The organism is Aquisalimonas sp. 2447 (assembly GCF_012044895.1).
Lineage (GTDB): Bacteria > Pseudomonadota > Gammaproteobacteria > Nitrococcales > Aquisalimonadaceae > Aquisalimonas.
On record NZ_CP050695.1, the window covers coordinates 3851410 to 3877161 of the forward strand.

General features: G+C 64.1%; 18 protein-coding genes. 10 read left to right on the plus strand and 8 right to left on the minus strand.

What is annotated here, in order from left to right; translation table 11 throughout:
* Positions 1 to 35: 35 nt before the first annotated feature.
* A complete protein-coding gene (locus tag KU884_RS18285) occupies positions 36 to 1217 on the plus strand; it encodes a M20 aminoacylase family protein (RefSeq protein ID WP_167783958.1) in 1182 nt (393 codons plus the stop codon).
* Positions 1214 to 2050 (plus strand): alpha/beta hydrolase, encoded by an 837-nt coding sequence (locus KU884_RS18290; protein ID WP_167783959.1) that lies wholly within the window; start codon positions 1214 to 1216, stop codon positions 2048 to 2050. Before KU884_RS18285 ends, KU884_RS18290 begins: the two co-directional genes overlap by 4 nt.
* Positions 2051 to 2112: 62 nt before the next feature.
* On the opposite strand, the gene KU884_RS18295 is transcribed toward KU884_RS18290, so the two are convergent.
* From KU884_RS18295 to KU884_RS18310, 4 genes are all read right to left on the minus strand, one after another.
* Positions 2113 to 3174 (minus strand): TRAP transporter substrate-binding protein, encoded by a 1062-nt coding sequence (locus KU884_RS18295; RefSeq protein ID WP_167784342.1) that lies wholly within the window; start codon positions 3172 to 3174, stop codon positions 2113 to 2115.
* Positions 3175 to 3357: 183 nt separating this feature from the next.
* Entirely contained in the window at positions 3358 to 4095 is a 738-nt protein-coding gene (nfsA, locus tag KU884_RS18300; RefSeq protein WP_167783960.1) for an oxygen-insensitive NADPH nitroreductase, read from the minus strand.
* A 203-nt stretch (positions 4096 to 4298) separates the two neighbouring features.
* Complete coding sequence (locus KU884_RS18305) at positions 4299 to 5123, minus strand: DUF6279 family lipoprotein (RefSeq protein WP_167783961.1); 825 nt, start codon at positions 5121 to 5123, stop codon at positions 4299 to 4301.
* A 180-nt stretch (positions 5124 to 5303) separates the two neighbouring features.
* Positions 5304 to 5651: a hypothetical protein gene (locus tag KU884_RS18310; RefSeq protein WP_167783962.1), complete on the minus strand. Its 348-nt coding sequence runs from the start codon at positions 5649 to 5651 to the stop codon at positions 5304 to 5306.
* A 219-nt stretch (positions 5652 to 5870) separates the two neighbouring features.
* Here KU884_RS18310 and KU884_RS18315 point away from each other — a divergent pair, with 219 nt between their 5' ends.
* From KU884_RS18315 to KU884_RS18325, 3 genes are all read left to right on the plus strand, one after another.
* Positions 5871 to 7811 carry a hypothetical protein gene (locus KU884_RS18315; protein WP_167783963.1) on the plus strand — a complete coding sequence of 647 codons (1941 nt, stop codon included), beginning with the start codon at positions 5871 to 5873 and terminating at the stop codon, positions 7809 to 7811.
* Between the two features lie 89 nt (positions 7812 to 7900).
* On the plus strand, positions 7901 to 10948 hold the full coding sequence (locus KU884_RS18320) for an Ig-like domain-containing protein (RefSeq protein WP_167783964.1): 3048 nt from the start codon (positions 7901 to 7903) through the stop codon (positions 10946 to 10948).
* A gap of 267 nt (positions 10949 to 11215) precedes the next feature.
* Entirely contained in the window at positions 11216 to 13243 is a 2028-nt protein-coding gene (locus KU884_RS18325) for a hypothetical protein (protein WP_167783965.1), read from the plus strand.
* Positions 13244 to 13341: 98 nt separating this feature from the next.
* Here KU884_RS18325 and fghA read toward each other — a convergent pair whose 3' ends face one another.
* Together fghA and KU884_RS18335 are read right to left on the minus strand one after the other, a co-directional pair.
* On the minus strand, positions 13342 to 14196 hold the full coding sequence (gene fghA / locus KU884_RS18330) for an S-formylglutathione hydrolase (RefSeq protein ID WP_305793266.1): 855 nt from the start codon (positions 14194 to 14196) through the stop codon (positions 13342 to 13344).
* Positions 14197 to 14208: 12 nt separating this feature from the next.
* Positions 14209 to 15318: an S-(hydroxymethyl)glutathione dehydrogenase/class III alcohol dehydrogenase gene (locus tag KU884_RS18335; RefSeq protein ID WP_167783966.1), complete on the minus strand. Its 1110-nt coding sequence runs from the start codon at positions 15316 to 15318 to the stop codon at positions 14209 to 14211.
* Between the two features lie 121 nt (positions 15319 to 15439).
* Here KU884_RS18335 and KU884_RS18340 point away from each other — a divergent pair, with 121 nt between their 5' ends.
* Positions 15440 to 16354, plus strand: coding sequence for a LysR family transcriptional regulator (locus KU884_RS18340; protein WP_167783967.1), 915 nt, complete (start codon positions 15440 to 15442; stop codon positions 16352 to 16354).
* A 206-nt stretch (positions 16355 to 16560) separates the two neighbouring features.
* Entirely contained in the window at positions 16561 to 18018 is a 1458-nt protein-coding gene (gene putP, locus KU884_RS18345; RefSeq protein ID WP_167783968.1) for a sodium/proline symporter PutP, read from the plus strand.
* Positions 18019 to 18047: 29 nt separating this feature from the next.
* Here putP and KU884_RS18350 read toward each other — a convergent pair whose 3' ends face one another.
* Together KU884_RS18350 and KU884_RS18355 are read right to left on the minus strand one after the other, a co-directional pair.
* Positions 18048 to 20558 (minus strand): EAL domain-containing protein, encoded by a 2511-nt coding sequence (locus tag KU884_RS18350; RefSeq protein WP_167783969.1) that lies wholly within the window; start codon positions 20556 to 20558, stop codon positions 18048 to 18050.
* Positions 20555 to 21625 (minus strand): ABC transporter substrate-binding protein, encoded by a 1071-nt coding sequence (locus KU884_RS18355; protein ID WP_167783970.1) that lies wholly within the window; start codon positions 21623 to 21625, stop codon positions 20555 to 20557. Before KU884_RS18355 ends, KU884_RS18350 begins: the two co-directional genes overlap by 4 nt.
* Before the next feature lie 184 nt (positions 21626 to 21809).
* Between KU884_RS18355 and KU884_RS18360 the strand changes: the two genes are divergently transcribed.
* From KU884_RS18360 to KU884_RS18370, 3 genes are all read left to right on the plus strand, one after another.
* Complete coding sequence (locus tag KU884_RS18360) at positions 21810 to 22415, plus strand: DUF938 domain-containing protein (protein ID WP_167783971.1); 606 nt, start codon at positions 21810 to 21812, stop codon at positions 22413 to 22415.
* Positions 22416 to 22499: 84 nt separating this feature from the next.
* Positions 22500 to 23702: a TAXI family TRAP transporter solute-binding subunit gene (locus KU884_RS18365; protein ID WP_167783972.1), complete on the plus strand. Its 1203-nt coding sequence runs from the start codon at positions 22500 to 22502 to the stop codon at positions 23700 to 23702.
* A gap of 111 nt (positions 23703 to 23813) precedes the next feature.
* Positions 23814 to 25733: a TRAP transporter fused permease subunit gene (locus tag KU884_RS18370; protein ID WP_167783973.1), complete on the plus strand. Its 1920-nt coding sequence runs from the start codon at positions 23814 to 23816 to the stop codon at positions 25731 to 25733.
* Positions 25734 to 25752 lie beyond the last annotated feature (19 nt).

The following is a 25752-nucleotide window of genomic DNA, read 5'->3' on the forward strand; positions in this document are numbered from 1 at the left end:
CGGGCCGCTGGGGCACAGCCCGTGAGGTATCGCCCATGACCGTGGGACCGGAACGACTGGAACGACTGGTGGACTTCCGCCGGGAACTGCACCGTCACCCGGAACTCGGCTTCCAGGAACAGGAGACGGCCCGGCGCGTCCAGGAGCAACTGGACGCCCTGGGCGTTGCCTATGAAGCAGGCATTGGCGGCACCGGCATCGTTGCCTGGCTGCAGGGGCGCGGAGGCCCTGCAGCCGCGGCGGTGGGCCTGCGCGCCGACATGGATGCGCTGCCACTGGAGGAGCACAGCGGCGTGCCCTACGCCTCCGTGAATCCCGGTCGCATGCACGCCTGCGGCCATGACGGTCACACCACCATGCTGCTGGGGGCCATCGAGGAACTCCAGGCCCGTGACGACTTTGCCGGCACGGTGTACTTCGTGTTCCAGCCGGCGGAGGAAGGTGTCGGTGGCGGCAAGGCCATGGTTGGCGAGGGCCTGTTCCAGCGCTTCCCCATGGACGAGATCTATGCGCTGCACAACTGGCCGGGGCTACCGGTGGGCCGCTTCGGTCTCATACCCGGGCCCATCATGGCCAGTGGCGATCGGGTGGACATCACCATTCGCGGGCGCGGCGGGCACGGCGGCATGAACCCTCACGGCTGCATCGACCCGGTGCGCATCGCCGCCGACCTGATCCAGCGCGCCCACACCATCGTGTCCCGCGAAGTGGACCCGCTGCAGCCGGCGGTGTTGAGCATCTGCGCCGTGCAGAGCGGCGACCTGGCCGGCTTCAATGTGATTCCGGACACCGCGGTGCTGTCCGGCACCCTGCGTGCGCTGGACCCGGCCGTCGGCGAACGGCTGCGGCAGTCCCTGCGCGGACTGTGCGAGAGCCTGGCGCAATACCACGGCGCGACCATCGATGTGCGTATTGACGACACCTTCCTGGTCACCATGAACGACCCCGATGCCACGGAACTGGGCCGCGACGTCATCCGGCGCCGTTACGGTGAGGACACCCTGCAGGCGGGCCACCAGCCGAGCATGGGCAGCGAGGATTTCTCCTTCATGCTCAACGAGTGCCGTGGTGCCTACGTGCACGTCGGCTCCCGGGATGATGAGCATCGTCAGCCCCTGCACAGCCAGGAGTACGACTTCAACGACCGGATCATCCCCACCGGCATCGAACTGCTGTCCGGCCTGGCGATGGAATCACTGGCGCGGCGGCGATCATGACCATGGCGGCATCCACCGAATACGAATACAACCCGCACGTCCACGTGCCGGACGTGGCCCGGTACGTGGAAGACGCAGCGGAAGCCAGCCGCATGGTTCGGAAGCGGGTAACGGGGGTCTATGATGTCGCCTATGGTGAGCGACCGTTAATGACCTGCGACATCTTTCCCGCCGGCCCTGACGCCCCCGTGCATGCGTTCTTCCACGGCGGCTACTGGCGGGGGCGGGACAAGGCGGATTACAGCTTCATGGCGCCGGTGTTCCAGGACGCCGGGGTCACCCTGGTGCTTCCCAACTACAGTCTCTGCCCAGAGGTCGATCTGGAAACCATCGTCGCGGACACCGCGTCCTTCTTTCACTGGCTGGCGAAGAACATCCGGGGGCACGGCGGGAACCCGGATCGCATCACTGCCTCCGGGCATTCCGCCGGGGCCCATCTGGTGGCCATGGCCCATGCGGCGGACCGGGCGGATGCCCCACCACCGGGACTGGTACGCAAGGCCGTTCTGATCAGCGGCCTGTACGATCTGCGTCCGGTGGTGGACACCACCGTCAACGCCGACATCGGGCTGACGGACACCACGGCGCGCCGGTTAAGTCCCATCCGCCACCTGCCCCACCGATCCCTGGAATTGTCCCTGTATGTCGGAGGCGGAGAAACGCAGTCGTGGATTGCCCAGTCCCGGGGTTTCCTGGCAGTGCTTCAGCGCGCCGGTTACGCCGCGTCGCTGGACGTGCTGGGCAACCACAATCACTACTCCATCGCGGCCGAGCTTGGAAACGGGCAAAGCCCGCTGGCGCGTGCCTGCGTGGATGCGGCGCGGTCCGTATGATGCCGTCGCAACGAACGAAGCCGGCCCACGGGCCGGCTTCGTGACGGGCTCCTTCCGGCCGTCTAGATCTTGCCGGTCATCTCCATGAACTCGTGGAGGATGGCACCCACCTTGCCGGAGTACTCGGGATCGTTTTCCGAGACCTCGTCCACCACCTCCATGGTGTACTGGCGCATGGCTTCCATGACCTCGTCCTCCATCTGGATGATTTCGCCATCGTAGTCGTTGACGAATTCTTCCATGTGCTGGTAATCGCGCCTCCGGATCAGTGAACTACAGTCGATGCTGGTGGCACGCAGGGCAGCGTCCAGAACCACCTTGTGGTCCTCGCCCAGTGCGTTCCAATTGTCCATGTTGATGATGACCTCGCCGTTGGTATGTGCCACCAGATTCGGCTGCAGAATGTAGTCGTTGACCTCCTGCAGATTCATGCCCCAACCCGTGGCAACACCGCCCCAGTGCACGCCGTCGGCGACACCGGTCTGAAGGGCCTGATACAGCTCGCCGCCGTCAATGGCAACGGGCGCCGCGCCCATTTTCTCGAACACCCGCGCCGCGGTCCCGGTGGAACGGATGTTGAACCCCTCGAAATCACTCAGGGTCCGTATTGGCTCGTTGGACCAGACTGCAATACCCGCCGAGGAGTACGGACCCAGCTGGTATACGCCGCGTTCCGCGTACGCTTCGCGGATAATATCCAGCGCACCCATGTGGTAGAAGAACATGTGCATTTCTTCGTGGCTATCCCACGTGGCCAGGTTGCCGTTCAGGTGCCCCGCCACAGGGATCTGGCCGATCCAGTAGGACGGCCAGGTGAACGCGCTGTCCAGCGTGCCGCGGGCGACGGCCCGCAGGGTATCCCCGGTGGAGACCACCGATCCCGGGGGATGGATCTCGATTTCCAGTTCGCCGTCGGTCCCTTCAGTGACCCGCTTGGCGAATTCCCTGAAAATCTCGTCGTAGTACCAGACCCCCTCCGGCCAGTGGGTCTGCATCCGCCACTTGATGGGTTCATTGCGGGATGCGATGACCGCAGGCGCACCCACGGCCGCAGCGGCACCCGCGGAGGCAGTTGCCCCGACCTTCAGGAAGTTCCGGCGTGACATGGATCGATCATCGTTCATGGTTCTCTCCTCCAGGCGACGACGCCTTGTAGTGATCATTGTCCGCCGGGGGGTGCTGGTATCTGATTCCCCCGGAGAACAGTGTTATTACGCTACTGTACGGACGACGTTTGTCAACTTGATTCGGTGCTGCGGCGAAACAAAATCGGAAAGGAGTACCGATGATCACTTCATGGCGGCCGACTATTTCATCTCGAATCCGCGCTGGCGCAGGAAATCGCGCATGTGGGGGCGCGTCTTGTCGGTAAACAGCACGCTGATCTGATCACTCCACGTCGCGGTCTTCTGATTGCTGCTGCGACGCTGGTAATAGGCATTCATGGTCTTGTCGAAGGCGTCCACGGCGGCTGCTTCACCGTCATCGTGGTAACGGTCCTCCTTGAGAATGGCGTCCGGGGGCAGCCGCGGCTTGATCTCCGGCGCCTGATCCGGATAGCCGAGGCACAGCCCGAACACCGGGTAGACGTCATCGGGCAGCTCCAGCAGCGCACTGATCTGCTCGGGGTTGTTGCGAATGCCGCCGATGTAGCAGATGCCGAGATCCGCGGATTCAGCGGCCACCACCACGTTCTGGGCGAACAGGGCCGCATCCACCGTGGCGATGATGAACTGCTCGGTCATGCCACGCTGCGGCTCGCGCCCGGTCCGCTCGGTGGCCTCGAATACCCGCTTCATGTCCGCGCAGAACACCAGGAACTCCGAACAGCTGGCCACGTACGGTTGCCCACCGGCCAACTCGGCGATGCGCTCCCGCTTCTCCGCGGCACGGACGCGGATCACGGTGGTCGCCTGGACATGACTGGAGGTGGCAGCGCTCTGGCCGGCCTCAAGCAGGGAGCGGAAAAGCGGCTCCGGGATCGCTCGATCCTCGAACTTGCGAATGGAGCGGTGCGACTGAAGCTGCTCGATCACTGAATTCATCGGTGGAAGGGTCCTGTTGTCGGCAACTGAAAGAACCCGGCAGCAGGCCGGGGCGGTTAAAGCAGCCTGTGTAATCATCCAGCGCGGCGATCTGGAAAAGCCTGGAAACAGACACCGGCGGACCCGTAACACTGTCATGCGCCAGGCCTGACTGAGGCAAGACGCTGGTCACTGCTTCCGTAGATAATGCCACATACCAATCTTCAGCGTGCCGCCAGGGCACTGAAGTCATCGCGATATCCCTGTAGTCGCCCACGAATGCTGCTGCGCTGGCGGTCGCTCAGCCCGGCCAGGAGACCGTGGGTGCAATCCAGCGAGACCTCGCGGCTGTCCGTGCGCGCCCGCCGCAGCGGCTCGGGGCGCGACTCGGCGTCGAGCCACCATTCCCGCAGGAACGTCTCCAGCTCCGCCGGCGACGGATCGCCACCCAGGAGGCTCACGAACTGCTGATCACGGCGTGCACGCCACTCGAGCCATTGGTCGGTGACATCGGGAAGCCGCCCGTGGCATGCCGCAAACCGCTCCCGCTGCCCGGCAGAGAGATCCCCCGTCCACGACTCCACCCGCTCAATGACACGACTGGCCCCCGTGGGCGCAATCTCCTCGGCATACTCCGTTCTGCCGTCGGCGAGCTGTTGCTCCAGGTGCGCGATCTGCGCCGATGACAAACGACGCAGGGTGGCCGCGGCGAACGGGATCAGATCCTCCACCGTCGCTCGGAGCAGCGCTTCGCCGGCGTCGAAACCTGCTTCCAGCTCGTCTCGTGAGGTGGCGGGGTTATCCAGCAGGGCTTCGGCATCGTCCATCAACGCCACCAGTTCCGGCAGACGCTCCGCACGGTGAAAATCCCGATACGCCTGGAGGTCCATACGGACATCACGGCGCTGGTCACGATCCAGGTCCAGGTAGCTGGCAACGCGCCGGGCCGCGAACCAGTCTCCGTACTCATAGGCGAATTCCAGCCGGCTGCACGCCGAAAGTGTGAGGATCAGCGTGATCAGGAGCACGACGGGACGCAGGCAGGACATGACGACACCTCACCCCGCGAGGGGACTCAGGCACAGGTCGAGACAGCCTCCCAGGTGCCCGCGTTGACGATAGCGACGGAAGGACGGACCACCCCGTAGACCGCCAGCAGGAGAACAGGTTCAGCGGCCCACGCTGCTGCTCATTGGAGTGGACACCGCGTGACCACGACCGGCTGCCCCTCAAGGCGCCAGATCGTCAGGCACTCTGACCTCAGCCAGGAGTTCCCGCAGGGTATCGACGAGATCGTCCATGGCGTCCTGGGCGACCATGGCGTTCACTCCGCACTCGTACATGTAGGCCCGCAGACGCTCCTGTCCGTCAACGCACCAGGGATGCTCGGTGTCCAGCACCACACCACTCCCCTTGCTGGCAAAGCACAGCGCACCGGCAGAACGGCCGTCACTCACTTCGAGATCCACCAGCAGGCCCACGAATTCATCGCTGGCCCACCAGCGGGTTCCGGCCACCATGATGAACGCCGGCCCGAACGGCAGCACGCCGGGGACGTCAGGGCCTGGTCTGCTCATTAAATCTCCCACCCGACCGTTTGTAAGGTATTTGTAAGGTGCCGTCCGGCACCCTCGCAAACAGGCTCCATATCACTCTGCCGGCAGCGTACGCCTGCCCTCTGAGCCGCCTCCACCGAAGCGGTGACGAAACCCACGGCCGGGGTTGTATGTAAGGCCCATGTAAGGTGCGCGCCCGTAGGGTTGTGTGCAGAACAAACGAACAAGAAGGATACCGCCATGGCCCATTCCACTGGAAACAACCCGACCCTCACCGGGGCCCGATACCCGCTTGCCATTCTGGGATCCGTAAGCGCGCTGGCACTTGCAGGCTGTTTCGGCGGAAGCGGCTCGTCCGGGAACGGGAACGATGACAACGGCGGGGGCGAATCCGATGTCTTCGTGACCTTGGACCGGCTCAGCGGGCTCGGCGTCGATGACACCCGGGACGAGCTGCTTTTCTACAGGCTCGGTGGCCCACTCGGGTCGAGCGAGGATTTTGAGTCCGGACTCCGTGCGATTGACCCCAATCACCCGCATGAGGCCCTGGAGTTCGACGTACAGATCAGTTCCCTGCCGCGAGAGACCATGACACCGGTCATTGAGGGCGAGTGGAGTCAGGAGAACTTCGACCTGACCGGCATCGAGCGAAATCTGGTCGCCGCAATGGTCAGTGGCCTGGACGAGGACAACTTCCTGGACGGAGACAGTGTTGCGACGATCAACACCGAATCCAGCGTCGCCAACGACCCGCCTGCGGCGGTTGATCTTCATGGCGAACAGCGGTCTCTCAGCGCAGCCCTCATTGGCTTCGCGGGCATTACGCAGGCCCCGGAGAACATCGATACTGCGCAGCTTTGGGTGGGAGTCAGTGACGAAAACCTCTTTTACAACCCGGGGTTGAGTGAGGGTGACTCGGCACCCGCTGTCTCCTCGGAGAGTGCCCTCGGCAGAAGCCTGGTTCCGATTCGTGACATTGCGGACCTGGAGCCCATTGGATGGGTGGCCGTGCAACCCGATGGCAACGAAGGCACAACCCTGCAGTTCCTCGATACCGATGGACAGCCTGTTGGCGAAATCCCTCAGGAGGGGGCGGGCACAGGGGACTTCAATGTTGCTGGTGTCTCCAGGTTCGGCGAAATCCTCCCTGATGGGTCGTACTACCTCATGGTTGAGGATCCGGATAACGACGTCGCTGAACTACAACTCAGGCGATTCACACCTGACTCATCCGGTGGTCCGGGGAGTGTCGAGGTCGTGACCGACGAGTCAGGAGAGGTCGTCGACATGGCGGAGGTCCTCGGTGGCGGGTTTCTTGGCGGTGCCGGGCTCCAAAGCAACCGCATCGCTTACGGCAATGACGGCTCGCTTTTCTTCTCGGCCGAGCCGGGCTTTTTCTCCGGACTAGAGGGGAACTCGCTATACCGTGTTGAAGGCACAACCGTTGAAGTCGTGACAACGTCAGGTGATGACATCCTGGGCAGCCCGGACTCCGACGTTCTTTTCCGGGCACCGGACTCCATCATCTGGATTACCAGGGAAGGTGAAGAGGTCTGGAACGTGTCCCTCGATGGGACTGATGCCGAATTAATCGCGGACGCGGAAAGCTACCAAGAGGACATCTATGTCGCCTACGGCAGGTCGCTTGGTGGCCTTCGTGACTTCAGCACGCCCGTGCGCGCTGCTCACGCAGACGGCTGGGTCTTCTACACGGCCGAGAGCACCTTCGACGAGGTTGCCGCCGTGATGCACAACATCGACAGCGGCGAAGTATACGCCGTTGAGGACGCCGAGTGGGTTGGTTCCTCCAGCGACGGCTCGCTGGGCCACGCCGGCTTTCTGGGCCAGGGGCGGCTCAGTGAAGTCTTTCTCATGAAATCCGACGGGGCCGGTGCCCCAATCCTCGGTGCGGTAGACGCGGCCGATCCCCTTGCCGGTATGGTGGAACTCGGTACGTTGCCCTCGGGTACTGAAACGGTCCTGCAAGGTCACATCACCAGCCTGGGCGACAACTTCTTTGCTCAGGAAGCATTCGCCTCTGGTCCTCACCGGCTGTTCCGCGCCAACCTCGATGATGATCAAAACGGGCAAATCATCTACGTCGACGTCAACGACGAAGGATCACTGGAGTCCATCGTCAATTCGGCCTCACCGAACAGCTACCCCGTGAGCGGGTACTGAGGCAAACACCCCCATGGCGGTAAGCGGCCCTTGCCGGATCCACCTCTCCGGCGAGAGGCCGCGCGTCCTTCCAGGCCAAGGAGTAAGTCATGTTCATCAACAACAAGAACACAACCGTCGTTTCATTTCTGGGTGCCCTGGCGCTTGGCTTGGGCGGCTGTATCAGCTCGGGCGGATCGGGCTCCACCAATGGCGGCGGGGATGACTCCGAAGAAGGCCTGGATCTATCTGAGGTAAGCCTCGCGGACACCGACGGTCTGGTGCCGTTTCGTGGCGTTGAGATCGAAGGCCTGCCGGATGGCGCTTCTGCCGAGAACCTCCACGTCCACTACCGGATCAAGGGAGAGTCCATCTCCCTGCGGGCCGACAGCGATGAGGCCGTCCTGGCGCCGGTCGCCAGTTTCCGTGATGGGCCGATGGAACTTCTGGTGCCCTTGGCGAAGGCTGATGGCGCAACCATCGAAATGCGCATCACCGACGGCATCAATGATAGCGAGGTTATCACCGCCTCGATCGGAGCACTTGCATCCCGCCAGAATGGCGCCTGGGACGACTACGTCTCCGGACTCAGGGACCTAGTAGAGACAACTGCGGAGGCATACGGCCTCGATTACCCCAGTGACATTGAGACCTGGTGGAACAACCCAGGTCACACCGAGGTGCCCTACGTCTCCCTGGTGCTGGCGTACAACCTCCTGGAAGTTGACGGCGAGGAGCCGGCACTCAAGGACGTGACATTCGATGAGCAGGAACTGGAACTGATCGAGCGCATCATCCCGCACATGGGGCTTGTCTCGGAGATGGATCGTTTCGAGAACTTTGCTGGCGAGGATCCGGAATCTCTGATTGCCGACTCGCTCAGCGAACTGGGAACGCAGACACTGCCGACGGTCGCTGAACTTGCTAGTGCGTCCAGCCAAGCGCAGATGGCGGCGCAGATACAGCAGCAGGGGGCTGTGCCGCAGTCCCTGAATGACAATGTCAGCTTCGAGGATGGGTCAGCCTACATCGATGGGCTCTTCGATATCGACGGACCGGATGAGGTTCAGGACTGGATGAACCGCTACAACGCGGCCTGGCACACGCAGCAGGCCGCGGACGCTGCATTCAAGGCGGCGGACTATACCCTCACGGCCGCGACCGTCGCCGCAGTTGTCGCCTCGGGCGGGTCAGGCACCGGCGCGGCCATTGCCGGCCGCACGGCGACCCGGGCTGCGATGAAGAAAATGATCTCGGCCGGCCAGGCCACCGCGGGTGTCACACGCCTGGGGCTCGGACTCATCCCTTGCTGCATGCACGATGTGGATGCCGAGCTTCTGCCCGAGGACGGTACCGCAGAGATCGAAGACGGAACGAGTTCCATCGTTCGCGTTGAACGGCTCACAGCCCGCATGCAGAACGACGGTACCGACTTTGCCAAGGAGTTCCTGGAGCGCTTCCCGCTCAACAAGGTCGGCGGCGACATCTCGGGCGAAATTGCCAAGCAGGGTACGTCCTCATTCGCCAACGAAGTCGTCGTCGACGCCGGTTTCCGGGAAGTGTTCGGCCAGTTCGATGTCGACCTGTTCGATGTCAACTTCGTGTGGGAAGGCGTCGATATCTCCGGGACCCAGGCATCGGTCCCCCCGGGAGTCGACGGTGAGGCGGCAATCGACTGGGAGCTCGATGGGTTCGCTGGCGAGCCACCGACGTTCGAGCATTTCCATCCGGATAACTTCAGCTTCCCTTACGGCGATGTCCTGTTCCGATATGACCCCGAGACCTTCTTTGATCGCGAAGGCGACCTCAATCTTCTCTACACGCGACCGAGCGAGGAGTTCTACACGTTCGGTGTGTGGCATCCCCCCATCCCGGAAGATCGCAGTGAGCTGAGAGGCGTGCCCATCCGGGTCGTCTTTGATCCCGCGCGCCTTCGTGTCGACGACCCCGGAGAGGAAATAGAGTTCTCCGTCGAGGTGCGTAACGCGGAGGATGCAACCCTGGTGGATGACGGGGAGCTGGAAACAACGCCCGATCTGTCGGAGCCAGAAAACCAGGAGGACCTTGGATGGATCGAAGGCCCTCTGGATGGTCCGGACCCAGAGCAGGGCCGGTACGACTACCGTTACCACGCACCAGAGGACGATCTCAACGACTTCGAAACCATCCTGGTGGAGACCGAGGCTGACTCCAATCAGGGTGTGCGCGAAGAGATCAATGATCCGGCGCCCAGAGAGGGCAGCATGTTCATCCGTACAGACGCAGTGGAGGTTGCCGTCAGCCCGCAGCAGGTGTGTCTCGATGAGGGCGAAACCGAAACATTCGAGGCAACGGATGCGCTGACCGGCGACGAGGTCGACGTCACATGGGAGGCTGAACATGGATCGATCAGCTCGAACGGCACGTTCACTTCCCCCGGTGCAAGCGTCGCAATCGGACTGACATCCGAGGTAACGGCCACCCTTGAGTCCGACCCCGATGTGACGGGTACGGCGAGCGTGACCATGGAATGCAGCTGCTGGTATGACGCCGAGGTTAGCGGGGACATCGGTCAGTCTTACGGCGCGGCCAGCATGTGGGTCGACTTTGACGAGGACTCCGAAGCCATCGAGAGCATTCAACTCAGTAATGACCTGGAAGACAGCGGCCCGGCCGGGCTTGAGCTCGTGTTCGACCCACCTGTTCCCGCCGGGGCCACTGGGGACTTCGATGCCCGAACCCCACAGGGTACGTTCCGCACCACCCTGGATTTCGGGAGCGTGGATCCCACGAACCCCTTCTCAGTACCAGGTATCTGGCAGAACGTGCCGTACGGAGACGATCCGTGGGATCCAATCGGCCTGTTGTCTCTCCAGGAGAACAACATATACCCGCTCAGTGATCAGAGCGTTCCTCCGATGACGGTCACTTTCGATCGGCACGATATGTGGGATGACACTCCGGACGGGTCAGAGCTGCTCGGCGGGGAGCGCTCCCTCGCTCTCCGGGTGACGGGCAACGTGCGTCGGCTTGGCCTGGAGTCGATCAACGACGACGAGGCGCAGGTCGTGATCATGGAATCCGGACCGATCGAGATCGATGTCGAGGGCGAATTCTGGCCGGGTGCAGTCGGTGTTACCTGGCCGAGTGACAGACAATACTGTTCACCGGTTCTCTGAGGTTCCGTGATTCACCAACCATGTGCCCGGTGGACCCACCACCGGGCACATGGGCCCGGCCCGAAGTTCTTGGCACCACTAAAAGCAATACAACCAAAAATTGATTCCGATATCCGCGAGGGCGCACTCATGCTCCAACGACTCCCCCCAACTTTCTTGCTAGCGCTGTCTACCTCGTTTGCCCTGACCGGCTGTTTCGGAGGCTCGTCCAGCGGCAACGGCGACAACGGCTCCGGGAGTGGGCTCACCGCGGTTGCCGGTGAGGACATGACAGCCGAGGTGGGCGATACGATCCAACTCGACGGCAGCGACAGCATCTCGGCCAGCAATGATGAAATCGTCGAATGGCAGTGGTTCTCTTTTCCGTCCGGTTCGGCGGCCTCCATCGCGGACGAGGGTGCACCGGAAACCACGCTGACCATCGGAGCCTCCGCGGAAGGCCGGACCATTGAGGTCTTCCTGAGTGTAACCAATGCCGAGGGTGTAAATGCTCAGGATGATTTTGCAATCGAGGTCGGCGGCGATGCCCCCGGGGATGCTGATCTGACTGACGCGGAGAAACCGCTGCTATTCTTCTCACAAGACGCGGGGCAGGAGGGTGACTATGCCCGCAAGGCGATCCACGCGGTGGATCCGGCAGATGCTCGCTCACACAGAACGGCGCAGGTGGATGCCCTCGCAACCGATAACGCCCGCACCCGGACGGACGGCAACAGCAATGCGGACCGCCGGGGTGGTAACGAGTTCGCCCCGGACCGCAACACATTGCCGCTCGGAGTGCTGGCGGTCGAGCTGACGAACGACGGCAATCTCGAGGTTGGGGAGCGCCATGCAGTGGTTTTCAACACCCCCGAAGGTGAGCTGCGCCGCGTCGACGGATTTGATGGCCTGGACGCGAGCGTGCGCCTTTCATCGGAGTCGGAGGCCCGAGTCGTCTGCGCCGCGAGGGTCATGACCGACTATACCGATGTCACCCAGTCGGTATTGGCATACCAGCTTCCGACCTTGGATGACCGCCGCTGCACGACCGACACACAGTGGTTCGCCGTGCGCCTCGACGCGTATGAGGACACCGCTCCCATCGAGCTCACGGAACCGGACACCACTCAGAGGTACATAGACGGTTTCGAAAGCGGCTTATCTCCCGAATGGGTATTCCCGCTGCGCGATGAACAGGGTGGTATCAACGAGTTGGTAGTTTATCAGGGAAACAACAACCTCTCCTGTTTCGATAGTGGCAATGGCACGGGCAGACTCTGGCGGGTTTCAGTGAGCAGCGGCGACCGCGAAACGCTGGAGCCTGCCAGCGCGTTCCCATCAACTCCACAGTTCGAAAACGATGCCATTTGCTCATTCAGAAAGCTGATTTCGCTGGATCATCAACGCCATATCGTGCAGGCATCGTTTCGGGCGGTAGGAGCACCTCGCTATGTGTTCCTTTACGATGCTGCGGACGACCGGTTCTCCCTGATCGAGCCCAGAGGCGGCGCACCCGGCGGCCCACTTGACGTCGCAGCAACCCCGACGGGACCTGATGAGACCCTGATCGTGGACGACCGCGTGTACGTTCTCGACATTGAAGACAGCGACGCCGCTTCCGGGCGTCTGGTCGAAATCGACCCGGATCCGGCGGACGTGGACGTCCCGGACTACCAGGTGGTTGATGATGACTGGGGATCGGGCCTTGAACCCGAGAGTTTCGTCACCGACGGCCAGAACCTGGGCTGGACCTACGCGGCCGTCCAACGCACCGGAGACCCAGAGGGAACGTGGGCCGTTCGTGGATTTAACACGGACACGGGTGACGTCACCGAGTATCAGGCGAACTTGGACATCGTTCGCCCAGGCGGCCTCGACAGGACGGTATACTCGCCATCCGCACCGGTTGGCCGGATCTACTACAACCGGAACTCACCGGGTGCGGCCAGAGCACAGTCGATCACCGACAGCACGGACAGTGAGGAGATCGCAGGCAGCATCTTCCTGAGTCAGAGTTGGGACCGGACCATCTCCGGAACCGGCGAACAGGCCGAACACATCTTCTATCTGACCAGCGGAGATCTGCTTGCGGTGGCGAATGCCACGGACTTTGCGGACGCCGAAGAGCTCGCCTCAACGCAGGTCATAACCCGCAACGCGGGCTCTGCATCGGCAGAAGGCTATGGAACGGATCTCCTGATGGGGCTGCAGCAGGGGACATCCACGCAGGTGTACTACGTCAATCCGGAAACTGCTGAATTCAGCGGGCTTTCCGCGCTTGGCGCGATAACGGCTCCCATATCGTTTCATCACTGATTCAGCCGTGCTAACGGCACATCAGTCAGCAATGACGGCATGCGACTCTGAACCGAACCAAGGTCGGCCCCAGCCAACCGACACCCCCGGACGGGCCCTCAGCCCGCCCGGGTCAGTGCCGCAGCATGCCACCGCAGGTGGTCTTCGATGAAGGTGGCGATGAAGAAGTAGGAGTGGTCGTAACCCGGCTGATGGCGCAGCTCAAGGTCCACGCCGGCGGCGCTGCAGGCCTGCTGCAGTCCCTCCGGGCGGAGCTGGCCGTCGTGCAGGAAGTTGTCGGCATCGCCCTGGTCCACCAGCAGAGGGAGATCACAGCCATGGGCGCGGATCAGCTCGCTGGCATCCCACTGAGTCCAGGCGCTCCGGTCCTCGCCCAGGTAGCCACCAAAGGCCTTCTCGCCCCAGGGGCAGGCCACCGGGTTGGCAATGGGCGCGAAGGCGGACACGGCGGCGTAGCGCCCCGGGTTATGCAGCGCGCAGACCAGCGCGCCGTGGCCGCCCATGGAGTGCCCGCAGATAGACTCCCGGCCGTTCACCGGGAACGTCTCCCGCACCAGCGCCGGTAGCTCCTCGGTCACGTAGTCGTACATGTGATAGTGCCGGTTCCAGGGCGCGCGGGTGGCATTGATGTAGAAGCCGGCACCGGAGCCGAAGTCATAGCTGTCGTCCTCGCCGGGTAGGCCGGTATCCCGCGGGCTGGTATCCGGGCAGACGATGGCCACGCCCAGCTCGGCGGCCACCCGCTGGGCGCCCGCTTTCTGCATGAAATTCTCATCGGTGCAGGTGAGCCCGGACAACCACCAGAAGACGGGCACATCCTGCTGCTCTGCCTGCGGCGGCAGGTAGATGGCGAAGATCATGTCGCAGCCCAGCACCCCTGATGGGTGCCGGTAGCGTTTTAGCCAGCCACCGAAGCTCTTGGTGGCGGAGACGAGTTCCACGGATGCAGCCATGGCGGGAGCTCCTCAGTAGTGCAGAACGGTACGGATGCTCTTGCCCGCGTGCAGCAGGTCAAAGGCCTCGTTGATCCGCTCGAAGGGCATGTCGTGGGTAATGAATTCGTCGATCCTGAGACGGCCGTTCATGTAGTCATCCACATAACCCGGCAGCTCGCTGCGGCCTTTCACGCCGCCGAACGCCGACCCCTTCCACACCCGCCCGGTCACCAGCTGGAACGGCCGGGTGGAGATCTCCTCGCCGGCACCGGCCACGCCGATGATCACGGACTCGCCCCAGCCCTTGTGGCAGCACTCCAGGGCCGAGCGCATGACGTTGACGTTGCCGATGCACTCGAAGGAGTAATCCACCCCGCCGTCGGTCATGTCGACGATGACCTGCTGGATGGGATCGTCGTAATCGTTGGGGTTGACGAACTCCGTGGCGCCGAACTGGCCGGCCAGGGTGAACTTCTCCGGGTTGACGTCGATGGCGATGATGCGCTCGGCGCCCACCATCTGCGCTCCCTGGATCACCGCCAGGCCGATGGCGCCGAGGCCGAACACGGCCACCGTGGCATCCGGCTCCACCTTCGCGGTGTTGCGGACGGCACCGATGCCGGTGGTCACGCCACAGCCGAGCAGGCAGATCTTGTCCATGGGCGCCTCTTTCGAGACCTTGGCCAGAGAGACTTCCGGCAGCACCGTGTACTCGCTGAAGGTGGAGCAGCCCATGTAGTGGTGCAGGGGCTTGCCGTTCACGGAGAAGCGGGAGGTGCCGTCGGGCATCACGCCCTTGCCCTGGGTGGCGCGCACGGCGCCGCAGAGATTGGTCTTGCCCGAGCGGCAGAACTTGCACTCGCCGCACTCGGCCGTATACAGCGGAATGACGTGATCCCCGGGCTGCAGGCCGGTGACGCCCTCGCCGACTTCCTGCACCACACCGGCGCCCTCGTGGCCCAGCACTGACGGGAACAGGCCCTCCGGGTCGGCACCGGAGAGGGTGTAGGCATCCGTATGGCAGACGCTGGTCGCGGCCATGCGCACCAGCACTTCTCCGCGCCTGGGGCCGGCAACATCGATTTCCTCCAGCACCAGGGGCTGGCCCGCCTCGAAGGCCAGGGCAGCGCGTGATTTCATGACTCACCTCCTCGTCGGCATCGCGGCAACGCACCGCTATGGTTGCAATCGCCTAGTGTAGAAGGCGTAACGGCCCGGGATTAGGCATCATGGCGCAATAGATTATTGCTGGAGAGCAACAATGCAGCATTGGGATCGTATCGAGGCGTTCGTCGAGGTCGTCCGGCAGGAATCCTTTGCCGGCGCGGCGCGGCGGTTGGGGGTGTCGAGTTCCCACGTCAGCCGGCTGGTGGCACGCCTGGAGACGCAGCTCGGCACGCAGCTGCTCTACCGCACCACCCGCCAGCTCAACCTCACCGACGCGGGATCGGTGTACTTCGACCACTGCGCCCAGCTTTTCGACGGTTTCCGTGAGGCCCTGCAGTCCATCAGCGATTACCAGCGCCAGCCCACGGGGGTGCTCAAGGCCACCTGCGCCACCACCTTCGGCGAACGCTTCATCGCTCCGCTGGTAAACGACTTCCTGCTGCGCCACCCGCAGCTGCAGGTGCACCTGGAGTTCACCAACCGCCGGGTGGACATCATCAATGAAGGCTTCGACGTGGCCATCCGCACCGGCGCCCTGCCGGACTCATCCCTGATCGCCCGGCGCCTGTGCGCCCGGCGGGAGTACGTGGTGGGCTCGCCGGCCTACTTCCAGCGTCACGCCCGGCCGCACACCCTGGAGGAGCTGTCCGCGCACAACTGCCTGCGGGGCTCTGCCGACGAGTGGACCTTCGACACCCGGGGACAGCACCGCCACCTGCGGGTGCACGGCAACTGGCGGGGCAACTCAGGGCACGCCGTCCTGGACGCTGCCCGCAAGGGACTGGGGCTGGCGCAACTGCCCGACTACTACGTGCAGGCGGATCTGGACGCGGGCCGGCTCGTTCCGGTACTGGACGGTTTCGCCTGCACCCACACCGCTGTCTGGGTGCTCTATCCCCGCCACCGCCATTTGTCGCCGAAGGTGCGGCAGTTTGTCGATTTCCTGGTGGCCGCCATGCAGGCTGAAACGCCCGGGACTGACCGCCGGATTCCGGGGGATGCGCCATGACCGACACGCGCCAACAGGGTCGCGCCGCGGCCCGGAACCGCCACCGGTCCGCCTCCGGCGCCCAAACGGCGGGTTTCGTCCAGTGGAATCAGTGCTAGGCTCAGAGACGAAGCACACGCGCTTGTTGACCGCCTGGTTCTGCAGTCTCTCGCTGCGTTCCTGAGCAGCCATTGAGCAACCCCCAAGAAAAAGAAGGACGCGCTCTGATGGATATGCCCTTACCCACACTGCTGACGTTTGCCGCCTACCTGGTGCTCATGCTGGCACTGGGCTACTACGCCTACCGCATCACCAACGACCTGTCGGACTACGTGCTCGGCGGCCGCAGCCTCGGCCCGGGGGTCACGGCCCTCAGCGCCGGGGCGTCGGACATGAGCGGCTGGCTGCTGCTGGGCCTGCCCGGGGCGGTCTACGCTTCGGGGCTCGGCGAGTTGTGGATCGGTGTCGGCCTGGTGGCCGGCGCATTCCTGAACTGGCTGTTCGTGGCCGGTCGGCTGCGGCGGTTCACGGAGGTCGCCAAGGATTCCCTCACCATTCCGGACTTCCTGGAGAACCGTTTCCACGACAAGACCCGCATGCTGCGGGTGATTTCGGCCATCGTCATCCTGATCTTCTTCACCCTGTACATCTCCGCCGGGCTGGTGGGCGGCGGGCTGCTGTTCCAGAGCACCTTCGGCATGGAGTACAGCACGGCGCTGATCGTGGGCGCGGTGGTGATCATCTCCTACACCTTCCTGGGCGGCTTTCTGGCGGTGAGCTGGACCGACTTCTTCCAGGGCATCCTGATGTTCCTCACGCTGCTGGTGGTCCCCATGTTCGTGGTGGTGCTGGTGGGCGGCTGGGGTCAGGCGGAACGGGAGATCGTCTCCATCGACCCCAGCTACTCGACGGTGCTCGAGGGCATGACCTTCCTCGGCATGATCTCGCTGCTCGCATGGGGCCTGGGCTACTTCGGCCAGCCGCACATCCTGGCCCGCTTCATGGCCATCCGCTCCGTGGAAGAAATGCCCAGGGCCATGACCATCGGCATGGGCTGGATGATCCTGGCGCTCATCGGCGCGGTGGCCACCGGGTACATGGGCATCGCCTTCTTCGCCGATGCGCCCATCGAGGAGAGCGAGACCATCCTCATCGAGCTCATCCGGGCGCTGTTCAACCCGTGGGTGGCGGGCATCCTGATGGCGGCGATCCTGGCGGCCATCATGAGCACCATCGATTCGCAGCTGCTGGTCTCCGCAAGCGCCCTGACCAATGACTTCTACAAGGGCTTCTTCCGGCCTTCGGCCACGGACCAGGAGATGGTCTGGGTGGGTCGTGGTGCGGTCATCGTGGTGTCCATCGTGGCTCTGCTACTGGCCATGGACCCCGAGGCAGGCGTGCTGGACCTGGTGGCCTACGCCTGGGGCGGCTTCGGTGCAGCCTTCGGCCCGGTGATCATCCTGTCGCTCTACTGGCAGCGCATGACCGGCGTCTCGGCCATGGCGGGCATGGTGGTGGGCGCGGTGACGGTCATCGTCTGGGAGCAGCTCTCCGGCGGGCTGTTCGACGTCTACGAGATCGTGCCCGGCTTCCTGTTCTGCACCCTGACCATCGTCGTGGTCAGCCTGCTGGGCAAGGAGCCCTCCCGGGAAGTGCAGCAGCAGTTCCGCGATGCCGGCATGTAACGGCATGACCGGCGATGCATGACTGACCGTTACTGCTTGCGGCGCCGGGCCCTGGCCCGGGCCGCAAGCAGGTCTTCCAGCGGCTCGGGGCGATGCAGCCCGTAACCCTGCGCGTAGTCCACCCCCAGAACACGCAACTGGGCGATGGTGGCCTCATCCTCGGCGAATTCGGCGATGGTCTGCTTCTCCAGCAGATGGCCGACGGCATTGATACTGCTCACCAGCGCCTGGTTGACCTGGTCATGCGCGATATTGCGGACGAAACTGCCGTCGATCTTCAGGTAGTCCACGGGCAGCGTCCGGAGATAGGCGAAGGAGGAGAGGCCGGAGCCAAAGTCGTCCAGGGCGAAGCGACAGCCCATGGCGCGGAGATCACGGATGAACCGGAGTGCACTCTGGAAGTTCGAGATGGTCGCGGTCTCCGTGACCTCGAAGCACACGATCTCCGGCGGGAGGTGATGCAGGCTTAACTGGTTCTTGATGAACGGCAGTAGGCTGTCGTCACTCAGAGTGCTCCCGGACAGATTCACCGCGCAGTGCGCGATGCTGCCTTCGCCATGATCCCGCAGGGATTCCGCGACCAGGGAGAACGCGCGGGTGATGATCCAGCGGTCCACCATGGCGATCAGGTCGAAGCGCTCGGCCGCCGGCAGGAACGCACCCGGAGGGATCAACTCGCCGTCAGCGCCACGCAGGCGCACCAGCACCTCGAAGGACAGCCCGTCATCCACCGCGGTCTCGCGAGCGAGGGGCAGAATTGCCTGGGCGAACAGTTCCAGGCGCCCTTCGTCGACGGCATCGGTGATCTGGGTCGCCCAGTCCATCTCCCGGCGTTCTCTCAGCAACGCCTGATCATCCGCACGAAACACATGGGATCTGTGACGCCCGGAATTCTTGGCAGCATACACGGCGATATCGGCATCCGAGAGCAGGTCGGTGAGCGTCCGCTTGCCCGGATGGAACTCGAGGATGCCGATGGAAGCACTGGCGCGGAAAGTGCGGCTCTCCCAGGCGAAGCGGTAGTCGTCCAGGGCACGGTGGAGTGCATCCGCGACCCGCTGCGCGTGCTCGATGTCGCAATGGGTGAGGATCACGCCGAACTCGTCACCGCCCAGGCGGGCCAGCAGATCGGTATCACGGACCTGCTCCTGCATCAGGCCGGCCACCTGCCGCAGCATCTGATCACCGGCGACATGCCCGGCAACGTCGTTAATCACCTTGAACTGGTCCAGGTCGATGTAGAGCAGCGTGTGCTGTTCGCTACCGCGGGTGCTCTCCGGGTATTGGGCGAGGTGATCCAGTCGCTGTTCAAAGGCATGACGGTTGTGCAGGCCGGTGAGGGCATCGTGGCTGGCCTGCCAGCTCAACTCGTTGGCGAGCTCCCGGGCATGGGTGACGTCGTGGAACACCAGCACTACACCAATCACGTTGCCATCCCGATCCCGGATCGGCGCGGCGGAATCCTCGATGGCGAACTCCTGGCCATCATCACGCAATAACAGGGTGTGGTTGGCCAGGCCCACGATCCGCCCTTCACGCAGACACTGCTCCACCGGGTTGGTGGCCGCTTTCCGGGTCACCTCGTTGACGATGTTAAACACCTCGGTCACAAAGCGCCCGCGGGCACCGTGACTACTCCAGCCGGTGAGGTATTCCGCCACGGGGTTCAGGAAGGCCACACGCCCTTCGATGTCCGTGGTCACCACACCGTCACCAATGGACGCCAGAGTCACCTGGGCGTATTCCTTCTCCCTGACCAGACTGTCGGCCATGGCGTTGAACGCACCGCCCAGACGACCGATTTCGTCCTCGCCCGCGACCCGCGCCCGCTCGCGGCTGTCTCCCGCCGCAATCAGTTCGGCGGTTCGGGTGAGTCGGGCGAGACGGCGTCCGAGCACAAGATAGAGCAGCCACCACAGCCCGCCGAAGGCGGCCACCAGGACGGGGCTCATGACAGCGGCGGAATCCAGGGCCGCTTCGCGTGCCTGCTGGAACGGATAAGTCAGATCCCATGCGAGGATCACGCCGCCGGCGGGGCTGGGCCCGAGCTGGATGGACGGCCCCATGATCTCCAGCGGTGCAGCCGCCACCAGGATGTTGTCCGCCTCCAGGTAGCGCACCTGCGCGGCACGCCGCTCCCGGGCGAGGTTCAGCAACTCCACCCCGGCTTCATCCAGGGCAGCGGATTCCTCGGCGGCCGCGAGCTCAAGAAGGCTCTGGCCGCGCTCGCTGCGGTTCAGGGCCGCCAGGATGTGGTTCTCATCGTCCACCACGCGGGCCTGACGCACCCGGATGTCGGGGTTCAGGGCGACCATCTCTTCCTGGATGCGGGCGTGTTCCTGCCGGCCAGCGAGATGCTGGACCAGCCGCTGCATGCGACTGATCTCGTTGGTCAGCTCCCGCTCGGAGTTCTCGAGAATAGACTGCTGCTGGTCCTGGACCAGATTCACTGTATAGAGACTCACCAGACCAAGCCCGGCCAGGAGCAGCAGCACCGGCAGTGTCAGGTTGATCGGGAAGCGGTAGAGCCACCGCGTCATGAGCCACCACCGGAATCACTATCCGGGCAGCCCAGGGCCTGCACGAACCGGTCGTCGAACAGCGCCTCCAGGTCGACGTCCTGCGGCAGCAGGCCGTGGGCGTCCATCAGCCCGGCCAGCCGCCGCGTCGTCTCCTGGAGTACGTCACCGTCATCCGCCAGCAGGTCGCAGTTCTCGGCAATGGAAGGAAACTCGACGCCGCCGAGGGCGCGTTCCAGCTCCGCCGCGGTCAGCTCACCATGCTCGGCCATCAGGTCGCGGGCATGCCCGGGTTCCGCCTCCAGCACATCCAGCGCCGCAAACCAGTTCTCCAGGAGCTGCTGCAGGTGCCCCGAGTGGATATCCATGTCGTTTCGGCGCACGACCAGCACGTCCACGATCTCGCCGGGTATCCGCGTGCTGTCGAACAGCTCCCGCGCCCCAGCCTCAAGCAACCGGGAGCGGATCGGCTCGAACGTGGCGAGCGCATCCACTTCCTGCGCGCGGAACGCCTGCTCATGCCGCCCGGCGTTGACCCGGACCACTTCCACCGCACTGGTATCCAGGCCGGCGTGCTCGAGACCGCGAGCGAGTAGGTAGGCGGTGGCGGCGGAATTCTCCACACCGACCCGCCGGCCTTCGAGATCGTTCAGGGACTCGATCTCCGGTTGCGCGACAATGGTGTCGGCACCGTGGGAGTAATCCATGACCAGGATGACGCGGATATCATGACCATCCGCACGGAGCAGTAACGCCTCGTCCAGAGTGAGGGCGGCCACCTCGACGTTGCCGTTGCGAAAGGCACGCAGGGACTCGGTGTTGGACGCGAACTCCGCCACGCGCATTTCGCCGTCCGGCCACCCGCCCTGAGTACGCGCCAGGTGCACGGGCTGGTAACCGATCCATTGAATGGTGGCGATCCGCAATGGCGGTTCGCTCCCACCGTCGCAGGCATACAGCCCGGCAACAAGAACCAGGGCCAGGGCGCCAGCGATCAACCCTGGACGGCGCGGGGTCGACCCTTTGCCTGCAATGCGCCGGGGCAGTCCGCACCCTCCCCGGGCGCGCCGAACGTTGAATCCGAGCATTGAGTATCCCTGTGTCCACGCCGGCGTCGCGCTGTGAAGCCGGCTCCCCGGCCATATAATTGTTTATCGCGACGCTCAAGGCGATCCCGAGCCTTGACGCAATAAGCGTTGCATCAAATCCTCGATCCCACAACCGTGGGTCGCCCATCATGCGACGGCACCATTAAGTCCGAGGAGCGAACCAATGCCCGATGCCCGCCTGTACAGCCCCGCCACGGCCCGTAACCGCCAACCCATCCTGGAGGTACTGCAGGTCACCCTGCCGGAACGCGCCCGGGTGCTGGAAATCGCCAGTGGCAGTGGCGAGCATGCCGTGCACTTCGCGCAGGCCATGCCCGGCTGGGACTGGCAGCCCAGCGACACCTCCGGCGACGCCCTGGACTCCATCCAGGCGTGGTGCCGGCACACCGGGCTCGACAACGTGCGCCCACCCATCCGGCTCGACATCACCCGGGACCCCTGGCCGGAAGGCCCCTTCGATGCCGTAGTCGCCATCAACCTGATCCACATCGCGCCGTGGAACGTCACCGACGCACTGATGGCGGGGGCGGCGCAGCAGCTCAGCCCGGCAGGTGCGCTGGCCCTCTACGGCCCCTACATGCGTGACGGCGAGCACACGGCCCCCAGCAACGCCACCTTCGATGCCGACCTGAAAAAGCGCGACCCCCGGTGGGGAATCCGGGACCTGACAGACGTCAGCACGGCCGCCAGGCAATGGGGGTTCGCGGCAGAGCGGGTGGAGGAAATGCCCGCCAATAACCTCACGGTCGTCTTCCACCGCCAGGGATAGGCCACCCCGGAAATCCTGACTTGCGTGACAGTCAGTGGACTTTACACTGGAAGCGCATAACGACGATATGAGGAGGAGAAGGTCATGAGTCATCCTGCCCGCACTCGCCGCAATCAGTGCTGCGCCGCCGTGCTGGGGCTCTGTCTGCCCCTGGCGGCAACACAGACCGCGTTCGCCGACGACTTCGACTGGCCCGGCAGCATCGGCATTGGCACCCCCGGAACGGACAGCGGCAGCTTCGCCTCGGCCAATGGCTGGGCGCCCCTGCTGGAGGAACACACCGACTCAACCGTGCGCGTTATCCCGGAGGACAGCGAGCCCACACGTTACCGCCGCCTGACCGAGCGCGAGGAGTTCGCCCTGGTCTCCACCTCCATGGCCGAAGCGCGCTTCCAGATCGAGGGCGTGAATCAGTACGCATCCACGCCCCTGGAGCCCCAGGAGATCGTCTGGCACCACAACGACACCCCCTGGGGCTTCGTCGTGCGCGGTGACTCCGACCTCGAGTCCATCGACGATCTCAAGGAAGAGGGGGTCCGCGTGTCCGTCTCCAGCCAGTCGCCACCCATGATTCAGGCCGTGGAAGAGGCACTGCCGGCATTCCTGGGCATGACCCCGGAGGAAGCCGAGGAGAAATGGGAGTTCGTTCCCGCGGGCAGTTACGCCGAGAACTGCCGCTCGGTGACCGACGGTCGCGCCGACGTGGCCTGGTGTGCGCCCATCAGCGGCGTGCTGTCGGAGATGCAGGGCCACCCGGAGGGGATTCGCTTCCTTGACCAGCCGCTGGATGACGACGCGGCATGGGAGCGCTGGCTGGAAGTCCGGCCCACCCACGTACCCACGGAAATCGACATGGGCGTCTCCGAAGCGGTGGGCGCGGAAGGCCTTGTCTCCAACTTCTACTACTGGACTCGCGCGGACGCCGACGCGGACTTCATCTACAACCTCGCCCGCTGGTTCCATGAACAGCACGACGAGTACAAGGACACCCACCCGCTGTCCGCCCGTATGTCCCTGGACCTGTTCATGGAATACGTCCGCAACAGTCCGATGCCGGTCCACGAAGGCACAGTGCGTTACCTGGAGGAGATCGGTGAATGGACCGATGAGGACCAGGCCCGCAACCAGGAGGCCCGGGCCAACATGGAAGACTGGCTGGAGGCGCGTGAGGAAGCGCTGATGGCCGCCATGGAACGCGGCATCGAGCCGGACCATGAGAACGAGGAGTTCGTGGAACTGGTCGAGGAGCACACGGACGGGCTACCCACGTTCCGCACGCAGCTCTGAGACCGCGAGCACTGGCGGGTCGTCTCCGGATGACCCGCCAGTCCGCCACGCAGACAACGCAGCGATCCGCTCCCCGCGCGACGGCGCAATGGCCACCACCCGGGAGGCAGCATGTCCCAGACCGCTCCCGCCGAAGGCGTTCAGGCGGAGGCCGACGTTACCCGCCTCGGCGACCTGTTTACCTGGCAAAGCCTGCTGTTCGTGGTGCTCTCCCTGGCCGGCGTGGGTGCCGGGATCTTCTACATCTTCGGCTTCACCTTTGATGGGCAACGGCTGATCGAGGCCGAGTATTACTGGATCTTCATCGGCATCTTCTCGGCAGCCGGGTTCATCGCCCTGCCCGCCCACCGTCGCAGCACCCGCGTGCCCATCTACGACATGATCGCCGCCATCGCGGCCCTGGGCATCTGTCTGTACTTTTTCCTGCATGCCAGGGAGATGGTCATCACCGGATGGACACACGTCCCGCTGGGTATAGTCGTGTGGGGGCTCATGCTGGAGCTGGCCCGCCGCAGCGCAGGTGCACCGTTTTTCTTCGTGGTGCTGCTGCTCGGGATGTATCCGCTGGTGGCACATCACATGCCCGGCCTCCTCGCCGGGCTCAGCTACGACTTCAGTGGCACCATCGAGGCCCACGTCTTCCGCTCCGAGGGCATGCTTGGCATCACCACCAAGATCGCCGCCGAGATCATCCTCGGCTTCCTGGTGTTCGCCGGCGTACTCATTGCCACCGGCGCCGGGGATTTCTTCATCAATCTGGCCAACGCCACCTTCGGGCGATTCCGGGGCGGCCCCGCCAAGGTGGCCATCGTCGCCAGCGGCTTCTTCGGCAGCCTCAGCGGCAGCATCTTCTCCAATATCGCCGGCACGGGAACCATCACCATCCGCACCATGAAACGGGTAGGCTATCCGCCGCACTACGCCGGCGCCATCGAGGCGTGCGCATCCACCGGCGGCGTGCTGATGCCGCCGGTGATGGGCGCCATCGCCTTCGTCATGGCCATCACCATCGGCGTGGAATACCGCACCGTCATGCTGGCGGCGATCCTGCCGTCGTTCCTGTTCTACCTCGGACTCATCCTGCAGGTGGATGCCTACGCGGCGAAGACCGGCATGAAGGGGCTGGAGCCCGAGGAGATTCCCTCCCTGCGCTCAGTGCTCGCGCAGGGATGGCCATACCTGTCGGTGCTGGCATTCCTGGTGTGGGGACTCCTGGTCATGCGGTGGGAGTACTACGCCCCGTGGTACGCCTGCCTGCTGATGATCGGCCTGTCGTTCTTCCGGCGGGATACGTGGCCCACACCGAGGCGTATCGTCGAGACGCTACGCCGGATCGGCACCCTGATTACCCAGACGGCCGCGATCATCCTGCCCATCGCGTTCGTTGTCAGCGGACTCACCATCACCGGCGTCACCGGCTCCGTCACGTCCGGCCTGGTGGGCCTGGGCGGCGGCAATCTCTACCTGGTCCTGCTGTTCGGCGTGCTCGCCTGTTTCATCATGGGCATGGCGGGCCTGGCCATCGTCGCCTACATCTTCCTGGCCGTGACCCTGGCGCCGGCGATCATCGAGCTCGGCGACATGAACACGGTGGCCGTGCACTTCTTCATCATCTACTACGCCATGCTCTCGGTCATCACACCGCCGGTGGGCACGGCCGCTTTCCTCGCCGCCACCATCGCCGGCGCCCGGCCGATGAAGACCTGCCTGACGGCCATGCGGCTTGGCGTGGTGATCTACTTCGTGCCGCTGTTCTTCATTTTCCAGCCGGCCCTGGTGCTGCAGGAGGAGCTGCTTCACCTGGCGTACCTGCTGCCGTCCATTATCGTCGGCATCGTGCTCATCGCCGGCGGCCTGGAGGGCTATCTGCTCAAGCTGGGGCACGTCAACAACTGGCTGCGGCCGTTCATGGTGGTCAGCGGCTTTACCCTCGGGTTTCCGGCGGTGCTGACCACCACCATAGGAGCCGGACTGGCGGCAATCATCTGCGCCCTGGTGTGGATGGATAACCGTCGGCTGCAGACCGCTTAGCGCAGCCCTCGGTCGGCCG

Bases quoted from the DNA above. Each gene is read 5' to 3' on its own strand.
- KU884_RS18305 (WP_167783961.1), bottom strand. From the start codon at position 5,123: ATGTCCTGCCTGCGTCCCGTCGTGCTCCTGATCACGCTGATCCTCACA.
- nfsA (WP_167783960.1), bottom strand. From the start codon at position 4,095: ATGAATTCAGTGATCGAGCAGCTTCAGTCGCACCGCTCCATTCGCAAG.
- KU884_RS18370 (WP_167783973.1), top strand. From the start codon at position 23,814: ATGTCCCAGACCGCTCCCGCCGAAGGCGTTCAGGCGGAGGCCGACGTT.
- fghA (WP_305793266.1), bottom strand. From the start codon at position 14,196: ATGGCTGCATCCGTGGAACTCGTCTCCGCCACCAAGAGCTTCGGTGGC.
- KU884_RS18315 (WP_167783963.1), top strand. From the start codon at position 5,871: ATGGCCCATTCCACTGGAAACAACCCGACCCTCACCGGGGCCCGATAC.
- KU884_RS18290 (WP_167783959.1), top strand. From the start codon at position 1,214: ATGACCATGGCGGCATCCACCGAATACGAATACAACCCGCACGTCCAC.
- KU884_RS18365 (WP_167783972.1), top strand. From the start codon at position 22,500: ATGAGTCATCCTGCCCGCACTCGCCGCAATCAGTGCTGCGCCGCCGTG.
- KU884_RS18325 (WP_167783965.1), top strand. From the start codon at position 11,216: ATGACAGCCGAGGTGGGCGATACGATCCAACTCGACGGCAGCGACAGC.
- KU884_RS18350 (WP_167783969.1), bottom strand. From the start codon at position 20,558: ATGACGCGGTGGCTCTACCGCTTCCCGATCAACCTGACACTGCCGGTG.
- KU884_RS18340 (WP_167783967.1), top strand. From the start codon at position 15,440: ATGCAGCATTGGGATCGTATCGAGGCGTTCGTCGAGGTCGTCCGGCAG.
- KU884_RS18285 (WP_167783958.1), top strand. From the start codon at position 36: ATGACCGTGGGACCGGAACGACTGGAACGACTGGTGGACTTCCGCCGG.
- KU884_RS18310 (WP_167783962.1), bottom strand. From the start codon at position 5,651: ATGAGCAGACCAGGCCCTGACGTCCCCGGCGTGCTGCCGTTCGGGCCG.
- KU884_RS18335 (WP_167783966.1), bottom strand. From the start codon at position 15,318: ATGAAATCACGCGCTGCCCTGGCCTTCGAGGCGGGCCAGCCCCTGGTG.
- KU884_RS18295 (WP_167784342.1), bottom strand. From the start codon at position 3,174: ATGAACGATGATCGATCCATGTCACGCCGGAACTTCCTGAAGGTCGGG.
- KU884_RS18360 (WP_167783971.1), top strand. From the start codon at position 21,810: ATGCCCGATGCCCGCCTGTACAGCCCCGCCACGGCCCGTAACCGCCAA.
- putP (WP_167783968.1), top strand. From the start codon at position 16,561: ATGGATATGCCCTTACCCACACTGCTGACGTTTGCCGCCTACCTGGTG.
- KU884_RS18355 (WP_167783970.1), bottom strand. From the start codon at position 21,625: ATGCTCGGATTCAACGTTCGGCGCGCCCGGGGAGGGTGCGGACTGCCC.
- KU884_RS18320 (WP_167783964.1), top strand. From the start codon at position 7,901: ATGTTCATCAACAACAAGAACACAACCGTCGTTTCATTTCTGGGTGCC.